This window comes from Enterobacter cloacae complex sp. IR5418 (assembly GCF_049238105.1).
Taxonomy (GTDB): Bacteria; Pseudomonadota; Gammaproteobacteria; order Enterobacterales; family Enterobacteriaceae; genus Enterobacter; species Enterobacter hormaechei.
This window is the reverse complement of record NZ_JBMKHS010000031.1, coordinates 37,854-53,084: the sequence shown is the minus strand read 5'-3', so window position 1 is coordinate 53,084 and position 15,231 is coordinate 37,854. Positions and strand designations below refer to the sequence as shown.

14 protein-coding genes and 2 pseudogenes are annotated in these 15,231 nt (G+C 53.1%); 8 read left to right on the top strand and 8 right to left on the bottom strand.

Going from position 1 to position 15,231, the window contains the following annotated elements:
• Positions 1-49: 49 nt before the first annotated feature.
• From ACOTX7_RS19455 to dbpA, 4 genes and pseudogenes are all read left to right on the top strand, one after another.
• A pseudogene (locus tag ACOTX7_RS19455) lies at positions 50-970 on the top strand (methyl-accepting chemotaxis protein); the annotation flags it as partial.
• A gap of 90 nt (positions 971-1,060) precedes the next feature.
• A complete protein-coding gene (gene zntB / locus ACOTX7_RS19450; protein WP_006810774.1) occupies positions 1,061-2,044 on the top strand; it encodes a zinc transporter ZntB in 984 nt (327 codons plus the stop codon).
• A 281-nt stretch (positions 2,045-2,325) separates the two neighbouring features.
• Complete coding sequence (locus ACOTX7_RS19445; RefSeq protein ID WP_275427718.1) at positions 2,326-2,472, top strand: hypothetical protein; 147 nt, start codon at positions 2,326-2,328, stop codon at positions 2,470-2,472.
• A 57-nt stretch (positions 2,473-2,529) separates the two neighbouring features.
• The gene (gene dbpA, locus ACOTX7_RS19440; protein ID WP_221256057.1) at positions 2,530-3,903 is read left to right on the top strand and encodes an ATP-dependent RNA helicase DbpA; all 1,374 of its coding nucleotides are present in this window, start codon (positions 2,530-2,532) and stop codon (positions 3,901-3,903) included.
• Between the two features lie 43 nt (positions 3,904-3,946).
• Here the strand turns inward: dbpA and ttcA are convergent, their stop codons facing one another.
• The gene (gene ttcA / locus ACOTX7_RS19435; RefSeq protein WP_001186974.1) at positions 3,947-4,882 is read right to left on the bottom strand and encodes a tRNA 2-thiocytidine(32) synthetase TtcA; all 936 of its coding nucleotides are present in this window, start codon (positions 4,880-4,882) and stop codon (positions 3,947-3,949) included.
• 49 nt (positions 4,883-4,931) lie between these two features.
• Positions 4,932-5,129, bottom strand: a pseudogene (locus ACOTX7_RS19430) (tyrosine-type recombinase/integrase); the annotation flags it as partial.
• Positions 5,130-5,199: 70 nt separating this feature from the next.
• On the opposite strand from ACOTX7_RS19430, the gene ACOTX7_RS19425 reads away from it, so the two are divergent.
• The 3 genes from ACOTX7_RS19425 (at position 5,200) to ACOTX7_RS19415 (ending at position 6,146) form a co-directional block, all read left to right on the top strand.
• Positions 5,200-5,331, top strand: coding sequence for a hypothetical protein (locus tag ACOTX7_RS19425; protein WP_260630815.1), 132 nt, complete (start codon positions 5,200-5,202; stop codon positions 5,329-5,331).
• Between the two features lie 191 nt (positions 5,332-5,522).
• Positions 5,523-5,720, top strand: a complete 198-nt coding sequence (locus tag ACOTX7_RS19420; RefSeq protein ID WP_003856931.1) for a hypothetical protein — start codon at positions 5,523-5,525, stop codon at positions 5,718-5,720.
• Between the two features lie 3 nt (positions 5,721-5,723).
• Positions 5,724-6,146: a GFA family protein gene (locus ACOTX7_RS19415; RefSeq protein ID WP_221256055.1), complete on the top strand. Its 423-nt coding sequence runs from the start codon at positions 5,724-5,726 to the stop codon at positions 6,144-6,146.
• Positions 6,147-6,181: 35 nt separating this feature from the next.
• Here ACOTX7_RS19415 and ompC read toward each other — a convergent pair whose 3' ends face one another.
• Positions 6,182-7,321 (bottom strand): porin OmpC, encoded by a 1,140-nt coding sequence (ompC, locus tag ACOTX7_RS19410; protein ID WP_221813263.1) that lies wholly within the window; start codon positions 7,319-7,321, stop codon positions 6,182-6,184.
• Positions 7,322-7,709: 388 nt separating this feature from the next.
• Positions 7,710-11,234 carry a pyruvate:ferredoxin (flavodoxin) oxidoreductase gene (gene nifJ / locus ACOTX7_RS19405; protein ID WP_221256054.1) on the bottom strand — a complete coding sequence of 1,175 codons (3,525 nt, stop codon included), beginning with the start codon at positions 11,232-11,234 and terminating at the stop codon, positions 7,710-7,712.
• A gap of 268 nt (positions 11,235-11,502) precedes the next feature.
• Here nifJ and ACOTX7_RS19400 point away from each other — a divergent pair, with 268 nt between their 5' ends.
• Positions 11,503-11,769 carry a DUF333 domain-containing protein gene (locus ACOTX7_RS19400; protein WP_003856935.1) on the top strand — a complete coding sequence of 89 codons (267 nt, stop codon included), beginning with the start codon at positions 11,503-11,505 and terminating at the stop codon, positions 11,767-11,769.
• A gap of 1 nt (position 11,770) precedes the next feature.
• Here the strand turns inward: ACOTX7_RS19400 and hslJ are convergent, their stop codons facing one another.
• The 4 genes from hslJ to ACOTX7_RS19380 all read right to left on the bottom strand — a co-directional run bounded on the left by hslJ (position 11,771) and on the right by ACOTX7_RS19380 (position 14,870).
• On the bottom strand, positions 11,771-12,208 hold the full coding sequence (gene hslJ / locus ACOTX7_RS19395; RefSeq protein ID WP_047354879.1) for a heat shock protein HslJ: 438 nt from the start codon (positions 12,206-12,208) through the stop codon (positions 11,771-11,773).
• Between the two features lie 123 nt (positions 12,209-12,331).
• Positions 12,332-12,460 (bottom strand): DUF2474 domain-containing protein, encoded by a 129-nt coding sequence (locus ACOTX7_RS19390; RefSeq protein ID WP_048339493.1) that lies wholly within the window; start codon positions 12,458-12,460, stop codon positions 12,332-12,334.
• Positions 12,460-13,470: a cytochrome d ubiquinol oxidase subunit II gene (cydB, locus tag ACOTX7_RS19385; RefSeq protein WP_006810765.1), complete on the bottom strand. Its 1,011-nt coding sequence runs from the start codon at positions 13,468-13,470 to the stop codon at positions 12,460-12,462. The genes ACOTX7_RS19390 and cydB overlap by 1 nt, the downstream gene beginning before the upstream one ends.
• Positions 13,471-13,475: 5 nt before the next feature.
• Entirely contained in the window at positions 13,476-14,870 is a 1,395-nt protein-coding gene (locus ACOTX7_RS19380) for a cytochrome ubiquinol oxidase subunit I (protein ID WP_221256053.1), read from the bottom strand.
• Between the last annotated feature and the right edge of the window lie 361 nt (positions 14,871-15,231).

The following is a 15,231-nucleotide window of genomic DNA, read 5'->3' as shown; positions in this document are numbered from 1 at the left end:
AGATGCGTGATCTGATCCTTCAACTCAGCAAAAGTTCGATTTATTCAACAAAGTCCAAAGTCGCAAACTGGGCGTGTCGATCCCTGAATTTGGCAACAAATGCGCGGGACGACTGATCCCGGGGATTAATAGTCTCTCCAGCAATATAGCAACGCTGGTCCGTGAGATCCGCGCCTCCTCGCAAACCGCGATGACCCTTTCAGATCAACTCTCTTCACGCAGCGCGCAGCTTTCCGTTAAAACAGAACAGCAGTCAGCTTCGCTGGTGCAAACGGCAGCCAGTATGGAACAGATGGCTGCCAGTACAAAAAATAATGCCGACAATACCCGTTTAGCCAGCGAGCAGGCGAATATCGCGACGTTGCAGGCGCGTAAAGGCGGAGAGTTAATGGGACAGGTCGCGAACAATATGCAGTCGATTACCGACTGCGCCCAGCAAATGACAGAGATTATCTCGCTGATTGACGGTATCGCTTTCCAGACCAATATTCTGGCGCTTAACGCCGCCGTTGAAGCGGCAAGAGCGGGGGATCATGGTAAAGGGTTTTCTGTGGTGGCTGGTGAGGTCAGAAGCCTGGCGCATCGTAGCGCCGAAGCGGCAAAAAATATCAAGTCCTTGATTGAAGTCACCAGCCATAACGTAACGCAGGGCGTTAACGTGGTCTCTGAAGCCGAAAAAAACATGCATGACATTGTTACCGGTTCGGGCAATGTAAGCAGACTGATGGATGAAATCTCCGCTTCAACATCAGAACAGGAAAAAGGCATTTCACAAATTACGCAGGCATTGTCAGAGCTGGAACGCGTCACGCAGAGTAACGTGTCGATGGTTGAAGAACTCAATGGTTCGTCCGATGTACTGCGCAATCAGGTGATTGAACTCCAGACACGAACCCGCAATTTCCGTCTGGAAAATGAGTACGTGACTGACAATGCGTTAAGTAGCCGCGAGTGGGCGGTGAATTCCTGAGCGTATTCAGGACGATGCCTCACATAATTATTGCTTAACCCCCGGCGAAAGCTAGACTGACACCGAAAGAGATAAAACGGTGGAGGCGCTGTGGAGAGCATTAAAGGGTCTGAGGTTAACGTACCGGACGCAGTTTTTGCATGGGTGTTTGATGGACGTGGCGGCGCAAGGCCGCTTGAAGATCAGGATCACATCGACAGCGAACATCCATGCTGGCTGCACCTCAACTACACGCACCCGGACAGCGCCGAGTGGCTCGCGTCCACGCCGCTATTGCCCAACAACGTTCGGGATGCGCTGGCGGGTGAAAGTCTCAGACCCCGCGTAAGCCGGATGGGTGAAGGCACGTTAATTACGCTGCGATGTATAAACGGCAGTACGGATGAACGACCTGATCAGCTGGTGGCAATGCGCGTTTATATGGATGAACGGCTGATTGTTTCCACCCGCCAGCGAAAAGTGCTCGCGCTGGATGACGTCATTAACGACCTGAAAGAGGGAACGGGGCCTACGGATTGCGGTAGCTGGCTGGTGGATGTGTGTGATGCACTGACCGATCATGCCAGCGAGTTTATAGAAGAACTCCACGATAAAATCATCGATCTGGAAGATAATCTGCTCGATCAGCAAATCCCCCCGCGTGGTTTTCTGGCGTTGCTGCGTAAGCAGCTCATCGTGATGCGCCGCTATATGACCCCGCAGCGCGACGTTTATGCGCGACTGGCCAGCGAACGCATGAGCTGGATGAACGACGATCAGCGCCGCAGAATGCAGGATATCGCAGACCGGCTGGGACGTGGTCTGGACGAGATTGACTCGTGTATCGCCCGAACGGCAGTCATGGCGGACGAGATTGCGCAAGTGATGCAGGAGTCGTTAGCCAGGAGAACGTACACCATGTCGTTGATGGCGATGGTCTTTTTACCGAGTACGTTCTTAACAGGGCTGTTTGGCGTGAACCTCGGCGGGATCCCCGGCGGTGAATATCACTATGGCTTCACCACGTTTTGCGTCATGTTAGTGGTTTTGATTGGGGGTGTTGCATGGTGGTTGCATCGTAGTAAATGGCTGTAAAATTGCGCATTTTCAAACGAATCGGGTGCTTCAAAACGACATTTTAATTGAGCGAAGTCAATAAACTCCTACCATGTTAGGTGCAATATTACTCCCGCAGGTGAATGCAACGTCAAGCGATGGGCGTTGCGCTCCATATTGTCTTACTTCCTTTTTTTGAATTACTGCATAGCACAATTGATTCGTACGACGCCGACTTCATAGTCGGCTTTTTTTTGCCTCCTGTTTATCTGCGTCTACCCTTTAGGGGTCAGCACCCTAATCAGGAGGAAAAGATGAGTATGCTACTTGCCCTGCAACGCCTGAACACCTGGCAGTCCGATCCGGTGCCCACCGATCCGACGCCGATACCCGATCCTGTCCCACGTCCGCAGCCGATGCCAGATCCGCCGCCGGATGAAGAACCGATTAAATTGTCGCATCGTTAGCGGAGATCTGCGAGGATACGCGCCATCTGACTGCAATCATCACCACGAGAGTATATTGTGACCGCTTTTTCCACGCTGAACGTTCTGCCTGAAGCCCAACTGTCTAACCTGAATGAGTTGGGCTACCTGACTATGACCCCCGTCCAGGCCGCCGCGCTGCCGGCCATCCTCGAAGGCCGTGACGTGCGCGTGCAGGCGAAAACCGGCAGTGGAAAAACGGCTGCATTCGGTCTGGGTCTGTTACAACACATTGATGCAACCCTGTTTCAGACCCAGTCCCTGATACTCTGCCCGACGCGTGAGCTGGCCGACCAGGTCGCGGGGGAGTTGCGTCGCCTGGCGCGTTTTTTGCCTAACACCAAAATTTTAACGCTCTGCGGCGGGCAACCGTTCGGTGCGCAGCGCGATTCCCTTCAGCATGCGCCGCATATCATTGTGGCCACGCCGGGTCGTCTGCTTGATCACCTGCAAAAAGGCACCGTTTCACTCGACGCACTGCAAACGCTGGTGATGGATGAAGCTGACCGCATGCTGGATATGGGTTTCAGCGATGCGATTGACGAAGTGATCCGCTTTGCGCCAGCCACACGTCAGACGCTGCTCTTTTCTGCCACCTGGCCAGAGGCCATTGCGGCGATCAGCGGGCGTGTGCAGAAGAACCCCCTGACCATTGAAATCGATACTGTCGATGCGTTGCCAGCGATTGAGCAGCAGTTCTTCGAGACATCGCAGCAGGGCAAAATTCCACTGCTACAAAAATTGCTGAGCCTACACCAGCCTGCGTCCTGCGTGGTGTTCTGTAATACCAAAAAAGATTGTCAGGCGGTATGCGATGCCCTGAATGACGCCGGGCAGAGCGCATTATCGCTGCATGGCGATCTGGAACAGCGCGATCGCGATCAGACGCTGGTACGTTTCGCTAACGGCAGCGCTCGCGTGCTGGTTGCAACGGATGTCGCTGCCCGTGGCCTGGATATCAAATCGCTTGAGCTGGTGGTCAATTTCGAACTGGCATGGGATCCGGAAGTGCATGTCCACCGTATCGGGCGTACCGCACGTGCGGGTAACAGTGGTCTCGCCATCAGCTTCTGTGCACCTGAAGAGGCGCAACGCGCCAATATTCTTGCGGAAATGCTGCAACTGAAACTTAACTGGGTGAGTGCCCCAGGTAATATCAGCATTGCTCCGCTGGTGGCGGAAATGGCCACGCTGTGCATCGACGGTGGTAAAAAGGCTAAAATGCGTCCCGGTGACGTTCTGGGGGCATTAACAGGGGATATCGGTCTCGACGGGGCAGATATTGGCAAGATCATTGTCCATCCTGCGCATGTCTACGTAGCGGTTCGCCAGTCGGTTGCGCAGAAGGCCTGGAAACAGTTGCAGGGCGGGAAGATTAAAGGGAAAACCTGCCGCGTTCGGCTGCTGAAGTAAACTTAAAGCGCGTCTCAGAAGCAATGTCTGAGACGCGGTCAGGTTATTTGACTTCTACCACGTTCAGGCGCAGTTCATCGAATTGCGCATCTTCTTCCTCTGGCTGCCAGCCAGCCGGTTGCATCGGGATCTCTTCCCGGTCAAACGCCAGATCCCCGCCATTTACCACCTCTGATCCGTGGTTAATCCCTTTGAAATCGAACAGTTCAACATCCGCGAGGTGCGAAGGCACCACGTTCTGCATGGCGCTGAACATGGTTTCGATGCGGCCCGGATAGCGTTTATCCCAGTCACGCAGCATGTCGCCAATGACCTGACGTTGCAGGTTCGGCTGTGAGCCGCACAGATTGCACGGAATGATAGGGAAGGCTTTGGCCTGAGAAAAACGCTCAATGTCTTTCTCGCGGCAGTAGGCGAGTGGGCGGATCACGATGTGTTTGCCGTCATCGCTCATCAGCTTCGGTGGCATTCCCTTCATTTTGCCGCCGTAGAACATATTCAGAAACAGCGTTTGCAGAATGTCGTCCCGGTGATGACCAAGCGCAATTTTGGTGGCGCCCAGTTCAGTTGCGGTGCGGTACAGAATGCCGCGACGTAAACGTGAGCAGAGCGAGCAGGTCGTTTTGCCCTCTGGGATCTTCTCTTTAACAATGCCGTAGGTATTCTCTTCTACGATTTTGTACTCAACGCCCAGGTTTTCCAGGTACTCCGGCAGGATATGCTCCGGGAAACCTGGCTGTTTTTGATCGAGGTTAACCGCGACCAGGGAAAAGTTCACCGGTGCGCTTTGCTGAAGATTGCGCAGGATCTCCAGCATGGTATAGCTGTCTTTTCCGCCCGACAGGCAGACCATGATGCGATCGCCTTCTTCAATCATGTTGAAGTCTGCAATGGCTTCGCCCACGTTACGGCGCAGTCGCTTTTGCAGTTTATTCAGGTTGTACTGTTCTTTTTTGTTAATTTCTTGATTTTGTTGCATTTATACGTTACTCAGATCTCAAATGGGGCACAGGGTGAGGAAAACGACTTCAAAGCGTCAGCTTCGTGTTCATCTCTTCTATCCATGTAGCATAGATTTCATACACCATCAGCGCATTTTCGTGCCCCATCTGGTTAGCAATTAAAGACGGGTTTGCGGCTGCCGGTAAAAACCAGCATGCGAAAGTGTGCCGTGTATGGTACGGATTGCAGCGACGAATGCCAGCACGATTTACAAATGAGCCCCACAGGAGAAGTTTGGTTAAGACTGAAGGGTTGTCTACACTTACAGCTTACGCAGTAAAAACGGAGGTGAAAATGACTGACCGTCCCGTTAATGGTGACCATCCTGATTATAACCCCAGCCCGGAAAACCCGGAAAAGGATGGAAAAAAACCGAAAGATGATCCTGGCTCAGCGCCTGAATCAGGTGATAAAGAACCAGAGTGATGACAAGCCGCCTTTACGAAGGCGGTTTTAACCTAAATTACGGCATTGCTATCCACCCTATCCTCGTCAACATTGTCTGATAACCGATCCCCTGTTTTGCCGGGCGATAAAGCACGGATCTCATACCTGCGTACCAGCGCGTTTTACAGTACTCCTGCTACGCTTTTTGAAAGGGACAAGGGAGCACTTCTATGAAGAATAAAGACGAACAAACAGGATTAGTTGGGCTGGCGATTGGCGCTGCCGTAATTGGGCTGGTTTCATCGCAGAAGATCATCAACCGTGAAAGTATTGTCGACGAGCTGGTGAGGCTCGGCAGACAGAAGGGAGATGGTGTCGAAGATGAGGTTTTTCTAAAAGCCGCTGAGTTAGTGAGAAAAGGGGTATAAACGATGGCTGACATTCGTCTTGCACAGTGTCATTGTGGGACGGTGAAATTTACAGTTGAGCTGACGGATGGCCTGAATACCGCACGTCGATGTAGCTGTTCATTTTGCAGGATGCGTGGAGCGGTAGTGGTTTCCGCGCCATTAACGGGCATTAAGGTGACGCAGGGCGCGGATGCGCTCACAGAGTACCGTTTCAACACCGGCACGGCGCGCCATTTCTTCTGCTCGATCTGCGGTATTTATACGTTCCATCAACGGCGTTCCAATCCCAATGAATATGGTGTGAATGTCGCCTGTCTGGAAAATGTCACGCCTTTCGACTTCCCGGAGGTGGTGGTAATGGATGGGGTAAATCATCCTGCGGATGGCGACAGCGGGGTAATTGGCTATCTCTCTTTCCGCAAAGAAGAGGCGAAACAGAGATAAAAAATTAGCCCGCAGAACGCTGCGGGCTAACGGGATTAGAACTGGTAAACCAGACCTAACGCTACGATGTCATCGGTGCCGATGCCATTGTTTTTGTAGAAGGAATCATCTTCATCCAGCAGGTTGATTTTATAATCAACATAGGTGGACATATTTTTGTTGAAATAGTAGGTAGCCCCTACATCAGCATATTTCACCAGATCTTTATCGTCCTGGCCATTGCCCAGATCTTTACCTTTGGACTGTAAATACGAAATAGCCGGACGCAGGCCGAAGTCAAACTGATATTGTGCGGTCACTTCAAAGTTCTGGGTTTTATTAGCGATACCACCGCCATCATGACTATCGGTTGAACCATAAGGGGTCATATTGCGAGTTTCGGAATACATTGCCGCCAGGTAAATATTGTTAGCGTCATATTTCAGGCCAGCAGTCCATGCATCTGCCTTATCGCCACCTGCATATTGAGATGCTGCGCCTGTGCCAACACTTACTTGATCGTTGGTACGGTCAGAAGAGGCATATGCCGCACCCGCGCTGAAGCCCATGCCGAAATCATATGTCGCGGAGAGACCATAACCGTCGCCATTCTCATGACGTACATCGCGGCCATTGTTGGTGCCTTCCTGATTGTTGCTGGCATCTTCATTATTACCCTGATACTGCACCGCGAAGTCCAGACCCTGCACCAGACCAAAGAAGTCGGTGTTACGATAGGTCGCCACGCCGTTTGCACGACCAGTCATAAAGTTATCGGCGTTAGTATAAGAGTCGCCACCAAATTCTGGCAGCATATCGGTCCAGCCTTCCACGTCGTACAGGACGCCATAGTTACGGCCATAATCGAAGGAGCCGTAGTCACCAAACTTCACACCCGCGAAGGCCAGACGCGTCCAGGACTGATTGTCAGACCCTTCGGTGTTGTTTGCCTGAATGTTGTATTCCCACTGTGCGAAGCCGGTCATCATGTCGTTGATTTGGGTTTCACCTTTGAAGCCCAGTCGCATATAGGTTTGGTCGCCATCTTTAGATGTGTCGTCAGAGAAATAATGCAGACCATCTACTTTGCCATACAGATCCAGTTTATTGCCGTCTTTATTATAAATTTCAGCTGCGTGGGTTGCTCCAGCCATTAACAGAGCGGGGATCATCAGTGCCAGTACTTTTCTTTGCATTTTGATTATTCCTTTGCAGTTATTTTTTTATTGCTTAGTGAACTTTCCGGGCTGGAAAGGTGTCCCATGCTAAATCACTCTGGCGGCGGATGAATAAATTATAATTGTTACGGGTTAAGTAAAATCTAAACCAAATGATGCGATTGAAATAACGATTGACGCAGTGAATGAGTTGTTGGAATCAATACAAAATAAAAATTATTAATCATGAGTGAAATAGGGTAATCTCCACGCCGTTATATGCCTTTAAGATTTCTTCATCCATAATTCATGTGAATATTTCTCAGAACGTTGAGGCAATTTTCACCGATCTTCTGGATTAGCCCGGTGCACGTGCATCGGGCTTTTTTTCTGGCAAAAAAATGCCCGGACAAGCCGGGCACAGGGATTAATCACTGGTCGATTTTTCGGCTTTCCCTGCAAGTTGCGCCAGGAAGTCATATCGCTTCTGAAGATCCGCTGCCGCATCCTTCCATAGCTGCTCCGCTATTTCTGGTTGTTGGGCGTTCAGTCGGCGGAAACGCTGCTCCTGAAGTAAGGTTTCGGCAAGCGCGTCTGACGGCGGACGCGAATCCAGTGCCAGCGGTAATTTCCCTTCATCGGCACGGCGCGGATCAAAGCGGTACAGCGGCCAGAAGCCGGTAGCGGTGAGCTGACGCATCTGGTCGTGACTGAACGCCAGATCGTAGCCATGCTCTTCACACGGGCTGTAGGCGATGATCAGCGACGGGCCAGGATACGCCTCTGCTTCCTGTATGGCTTTCACCGTCTGGTTAAGCTGCGCGCCCAGCGAAATCTGCGCGACGTAGACGTGTCCATACATCATCATGCTGACGCCCAGATCTTTCCGCGCCTTGCGCTTGCCATGCTCACCAAATTTCGTGACCGCACCCAATGGCGTTGCTTTTGATGCCTGTCCGCCGGTGTTGGAATAACACTGAGTATCGAGCACCAGAATATTGACGTTTTCGGTCAGGCTCAGGACGTGATCAAGACCACCAAACCCAATATCATAGGCCCATCCGTCACCGCCAATCAGCCAGACAGATTTTTCTACCAGCGCGTCCGCATCGGTCAGCAGTTGTTCAGCCCCCTCAGTACCCTGAAGCGCGTTACGCAGTTCAGCAACCTGGGCACGACGAACGTCAGGTGTGGCCTCCGCATGCAGCGCGTCATTCAGTTCCGCCGGGATCTTATCGGCAAACTGTGCCAGCAAACGCATTACGCGGGCGCGGTGCTGATCGACCGTCAGACGGAACCCCAGACCAAATTCTGCGTTATCCTCGAAAAGCGAGTTTGCCCACGCCGGACCGCGGCCATTCGCGTCGGTGGTATAAGGCGTGGACGGCAGATTCCCCCCGTAGATGGACGAACAGCCCGTCGCGTTGGCAATCAGCATCCGGTCGCCGTAAAGCTGGGTAAGCAGTTTGATATACGGCGTTTCGCCGCAGCCTGAGCACGCCCCAGAGTACTCGAAGAGCGGGGTGATGAGCTGCGAGGTACGAATGTCAATGCGTTCCAGCTTATTGCGATCGATTTCAGGCAGGTCGAGGAAGAAATCATAATTCACTTTCTCTTCTTCAACATGTTCCAGACGCGACATCATATTGATGGCTTTGATTGACGGATCCTGACGATCTTTCGCCGGGCACACCTCGACGCACAGGTTACAGCCGGTACAGTCTTCCGGCGCCACCTGAAGAACATATTTCTGGCCGCGCATATCGCGGGATTTTACATCCAGCGAGTGCAGACTCTCCGGTGCGGCAGCCAACGCTTCTGGCGAGACCACTTTGGCGCGAATGGCGGAGTGCGGGCAGGCCGCGACGCAGTGGTTGCACTGGGTGCACAGCTCTTCTTTCCAGATAGGGATCGCTTCGGCAATATTGCGTTTTTCCCAGCGGGTTGTGCCCATCGGCCAGGTGCCGTCAGGCGGAAGCGCAGAGACGGGAAGGGTATCGCCCAACCCCGCAAGCATCGCCGCCGTGACGGTTTTGACGAAATCCGGGGCGGCGTCAGACACCACGGGTGGCCGGTTCGGGCTGCTGGCATTGACCGGCTGCAACGGCACCGCGAACAGCGACTCGCGCGCCAGCGCCAGCGCTTGCCAGTTGCGCTCAACCAGCTCCTGACCTTTGCTGCTGTAGCTTTTGGCGATCGCCCCCTGAAGTTCCATCAGCGCACTGTCACCCGGCAGAATATTGGTCAGATGGAAGAACGCCATCTGCATGACCGTATTGATACGCGCGGCCAGGCCGCATTCGCGGGCGATCTTCGCGGCGTTGATGACGTACAGGCGCGCCTGTTTCTGGTTCAGTACCGCCTGGACTTCCTGGGGCAGACGCGCCCAGACCTCATCGGCGCTGTAAGGGGTGTTGATCAGGAAAATACCGCCGGGCTTCAGGCGCTCGGCCATCTGGTATTTATCAATGAACTGGAGCTGGTGACAGCCAACAAAATCTGCCTGAGAAATCAGGTATGCCGAGCGGATCGGGTGTTCGCTGACGCGCAGGTGGGAGACGGTCAGCCCGCCCGCTTTTTTGGAGTCGTAGACGAAATAGCCTTGCGCATACCACGGCGTGGAATTGCCGATAATTTTGATGTTGTTCTTGGTCGCCGAGACGCTGCCGTCGCTGCCCAGGCCGTAGAACAGCGCTTCCAGTTTCGCATTCGAAGGCAGGGTGTTTTCTGGCAAAGGGAGGGAAAGGTTAGTTACGTCATCATAAATGCCGACCGTAAAGCGCGGCTTCGGTTTTGACTCCCGCAGTTCAGCAAATACCGCCAGGACGCACTCCGGTCCGAACTCTTTGGAAGACAATCCATAACGCCCGCCAATGACGCGCGGCAGCGTTTCACGCTCACCGGAGTTAAACGCCTCTGCCAGCGCGGTCATCACGTCAAGATAAAGTGGTTCAGCCTGCGCGCCAGGCTCTTTGGTGCGGTCGAGCACCGCCACGGCACGTGCGCTGTCCGGCAGGGCTGCGAGCAGATGTTTCGCTGAGAAGGGGCGATAGAGGCGAACTTTAAGTACGCCAACTTTTTCACCCCGCGTCAGCAGCGCATCGACCACCTCTTCGCAGGTGCCGATGGCGGAGCCCATCAGGACGATCACGCGCTCGGCCTGCGGATGACCGTAATATTCAAACGGCTTATATTCGCGACCCGTCGCGGCGGCAAAATCGTCCATAGCACGTTCAACGTGCTCATAGACCGCGTTGTACCACGGGTTTGTCGCCTCGCGGGACTGGAAATAGGTATCCGGGTTCGCAGAAGTACCCCGGATCACCGGATGTTCCGGATTGAGGGCACGCGCGCGATGGGCATCAATGTCAGCCTGCGGCAGCAGGTTCAGAAGGGTGTCGTCCGGCAGCGGAACGATTTTATTGATCTCGTGGGAGGTGCGAAAACCATCAAAGAAATGAATAAATGGCACACGGCTTTTCAGCGTGGCGATATGCGAAATGAGCGCGAAGTCCTGCGCTTCCTGCACGCTGCTGGCGCAAAGCATGGCGCAGCCAGTCTGACGAACGGCCATCACGTCCGAGTGGTCGCCAAAAATCGAGAGCGCGTGCGTGGCTACGGTGCGAGCGGCAACGTGCAAAACAAACGGCGTTAATTGTCCTGCCAGCTTATAAAGCGTGGGGATCATCAACAGCAGCCCCTGAGACGAGGTAAATGAGGTCGACAGGGCACCGGTCTGCAACGCACCATGCACGGTGGCAATGGCGCCAGCTTCGGACTGCATCTCTACGACACGCGGGACATCGCCCCAGACGTTTTTAACCCCATTACCCGCCCAGGCGTCTGCCTGTTCAGCCATCGTGGAACTTGGGGTGATAGGGTAGATGGCGATTACTTCGCTGGTACGAAACGCAACAGACGCGACTGCACCATTGCCGTCAATAGTTTGCATAGGACAACACCCTTACATTGCGCAAAAAGGGGGTCTGTAAAACGACAACAGACCCTGAATATTATCTGTGTATTTTAGCAAAGCTCAGGTTTTACGATTTTCGCTTTTGTGTCCTGGTATGCGCTGTATCAATGAGTGGATGGCTATTCGCGTTAAAAAATTGCGAGAAATTGTTACCAGGGCGCATAAATACGCACATCCGCTCTCGACGATGCGGCGCGTGATGCCTATTATGCATAGGTTTCGCTTTAACTACGGGGAGGAAGGTATGCGTTCAGCATTTTGGGTAGGATGTGCCGCGTTACTGTTGTCGGCATGCAGCAATGAACCTGTACAGCAGGCGACAGCGGCACACGTTACGCCGGGTATGCGAGCGGCTATGTCCAGTTCAGGTCAGGCTAACTGCGCAATGATCGGAGGGTCACTTTCCGTTGCCCGTCAGCTCGACGGTTCCGCCATCGGCATGTGCGCGTTGCCAAACGGCAAACGCTGTAGTGAGCAGTCGCTTGCCGTAGGTTCGTGCGGAAGCTACTGAGTTACTCTACTCGCTTAAACATCAATGTCTTATCGGCTGTCGCCAGCGTTAACTGGTCCTCGGTCAGGTCAACCTGTGCGCCTTTGCGTAGCATATCGGCGATGGTCTGATCCAGTTCATTAAGCTGCGGCTCGGTGCAGAGTTTCCGGGTCATTGCCAGCGTTTTGACCGTCAACTCTCCTTCGGACAGTTTCCCCTGGCCGTTGAAGCCGTTGCACATTGTGCCGGAAACGACAATATTGTTAATCAGGCTGATATTGGGCTGCGCACTAAAGCGGATTTCTGGCTGGGTTTTCCCGCCTTTAACGGCTTTGCCATCCACGTTTTCGAGAACGAAACGGTGATTCTCTAACTGATCGGTCTGAACGGAGGCTTTACCAGGATTAACGCATCCAGCCAGTGCGAGGCTGATTAAACTTACTGCCGCGAGCTTTTTCATTTTTCTTCTCAAACTATCAATGCTGTAAATATTTTTTCAGTGTAACCATACCCCCCCGAGTGTTAATGGGGTTTATCTGAAAGTGCGAGAAAGCACCGGGCTGCGGCGCACCCGGTGAGCGAATTAGTGCGATTTAAAGCCTGCCGCTGACATCAGCATTTTGAAGAGCATACTTACGCATGCCAGCGCCAGTACGCTGCCGCCCCAGATGATGGCAAGCCACATCAAACGTTTCCATACAGGTTGTTGCATCAGTGATAACCCTCCCCATGCTGTACTTTTCCGCGAAAAACGTAATAACTCCAGAAGGTGTAGACCAGAATGACGGGAATGATCAACAGTGCACCCACTAACATAAAGCCCTGGCTTTGAGCTGGCGCGGCAGCCTGCCAGAGAGTGATGTCCGGCGGGATGATATGCGGCCAGATGCTGATCCCAAGCCCGATAAACCCAAGGAAAAGCAGCCCTATCGTCATGATAAACGGCAGGGTATGGCTCGCAGGATCGTTCAGGCAGCGCCACTGGCACAGACTGAGGATGACAACCAGTGCAGGAACGGGCAGCAGGTAAAACAGATTCGGCAGCGTAAACCAGCGCGCAGCAATGGTCGGTTGCGCCAGAGGCGTCCAGATACTGATTGCTGCAATGAATACCAGAAGCAGAAGCAGGAGCACTTTCGATATCTGGCGCATCCGCTGTTGCAGGGTATTTTCGCTTTTCATTACCAGCCACGTTGATCCTGACAGCGCGTAAGCCACCACAAGACCCGCGCCGCAGAAAAGGTTAAACGCGGTAAACCAGTCAAACGGACCGCCGCTGTATGCGCGACCGGTGACGCTGAACCCATGGATGACCGCGCCGACGGTGACGCCCTGACTGAAGGTTGCGACAATCGACCCGCCAATAAAAGCCTTATCCCAGAACGGGCGGTGCGCCGGAGTCGCTTTGAAGCGAAATTCAAAGGCGACTCCGCGAAAGATAAGCCCGATCAGCATTATTGTCAGGGGAATGGTTAGCGCGTCGATGATGACCGCATAGGCGAGAGGAAAAGCGCCAAACAGGGCCGCACCGCCAAGCACCAGCCAGGTTTCGTTTCCGTCCCAGACGGGAGCCACGCTGTTGACCATCACGTCGCGATCGTCGGCATTTGGCGTTGCCGGAAACAGGATGCCTATGCCCAGGTCAAAACCATCCATCACGATATACATCAATGTGGCGAAAACGATAATAACGAACCAGATAATGGAAAGATCGATACCCACTACGGTTACTCCTTAAATTCAGTGGTGACGGCGGAAAGCGGACGAGCAGGGCGGCCAACGGATTCGGTCGCGAAGGACTCCTGGGGCTGTGGCCCTTTTTTAATCAAACGCACCATATAGCTGTAACCCACGCCGAACACTGCGGTATACACCACAAAGAAGGCCAGCAAACTGACACTCATATGCAGATCGCCATGCGCGGAAACTGCATCCTTCGTACGCTGTAGTCCATAGACGACCCACGGCTGGCGGCCGACTTCCGTTGTTACCCAACCGGCAAGGATCGCGATCAGCCCGGACGGCCCCATCAGCAGGGCAAACCACAGGAACGGACGTGAGGTATAGAGGCGCTGTTTGTAACGCAACCAGACTGCCGCCACGCCCAGAATCAGCATCAACATCCCTAAACCGGCCATGATGCGGAAAGACCAGAAGACAATGGTGGCGTTCGGACGATCTTCTTTCGGAAACGCTTTTAGTGCTGGCACCTGTTTATCGAGACTGTGGGTCAGGATCAGGCTGCCGAGAGCGGGGATCGCCAGACTAAAACGGGTCCGCTCCTGCTCCATATCCGGCCAGCCAAAAAGCAGCAGCGGAGTAGGTTCACCCTGAAGATTCTCCCAGTGGCCTTCAATGGCAGCTATTTTCGCTGGCTGGTGTTTTAAGGTATTAAGCCCGTGCATATCCCCCACCAGTGCCTGGATCGGAGCGACGATCAACGTCATCCACAACGCCATAGAGAACATGGTGCGAATGGCGGGCGTGCTGTTTCCGCGCAGCAGATGCCAGGCCGCGGAGGCACCGACAAACAGCGCGCTGCTGAGGAATGCCGCTATCGACATGTGCAGCAGGCGGTAAGGGAAGGAGGGGTTAAACACCACGGCAAACCAGTCCACCGGAACAACCTGACCGTTAACGATTTCATACCCTTGCGGTGTCTGCATCCAGCTGTTTGACGAGAGGATCCAGAACGTAGAAATGATGGTCCCTAGCGCCACCATGCAGGTCGAGAAGAAATGCAGCCCCGGCCCGACCTTATTCCAGCCAAATAACATCACTCCGAGGAAACCCGCCTCAAGGAAGAACGCGGTAAGGACTTCATAGGTCAGCAGAGGGCCGGTAATACTGCCCGCGAATTGCGAAAACCCGCTCCAGTTGGTGCCAAACTGGTAAGCCATCACCAGACCGGAGACCACGCCCATACCGAAGTTAACGGCGAAGATCTTCGACCAGAAATGGTACAGCGAGCGCCAGACGGGATTTTTGGTTTTCAGCCACAGCCCTTCCAGCACGGCGAGATAGCTCGCGAGGCCGATGGTGATCGCCGGAAAAATAATATGAAAGGATACGGTAAAGGCGAACTGTATTCGCGCAAGATGAAACGCATCTAGACCAAACATGCACTGCCTCAGTGTTAAAAGGTGTGCTGTTATGATAAAGAGGGGCCAGGGGAGATATCAGAATCAGAAAGTGATAATTTAACTATAACAGTTGAAGAAAATGATGAACTTTATCTGGCTGATATAGTTTGCAAAGAAGAATAAAAAATTTCTTTTTATGATTTTTACGCATTAAACAGCTTGCTTTGTCACCAGCAACATGCGTTAATGGATTTCTGGTTTTGAATCCAAATAAATATCTGACGTAGTTTTATAAAGCAGTTCTCATCACGTTGTGCCTCTCCGCAGCCTCTCTTGGGTCTTTATCTACATTCCGATTCGTTTTGTATCGAACCATTTTTTGCCTGATCGGCTCATGAGT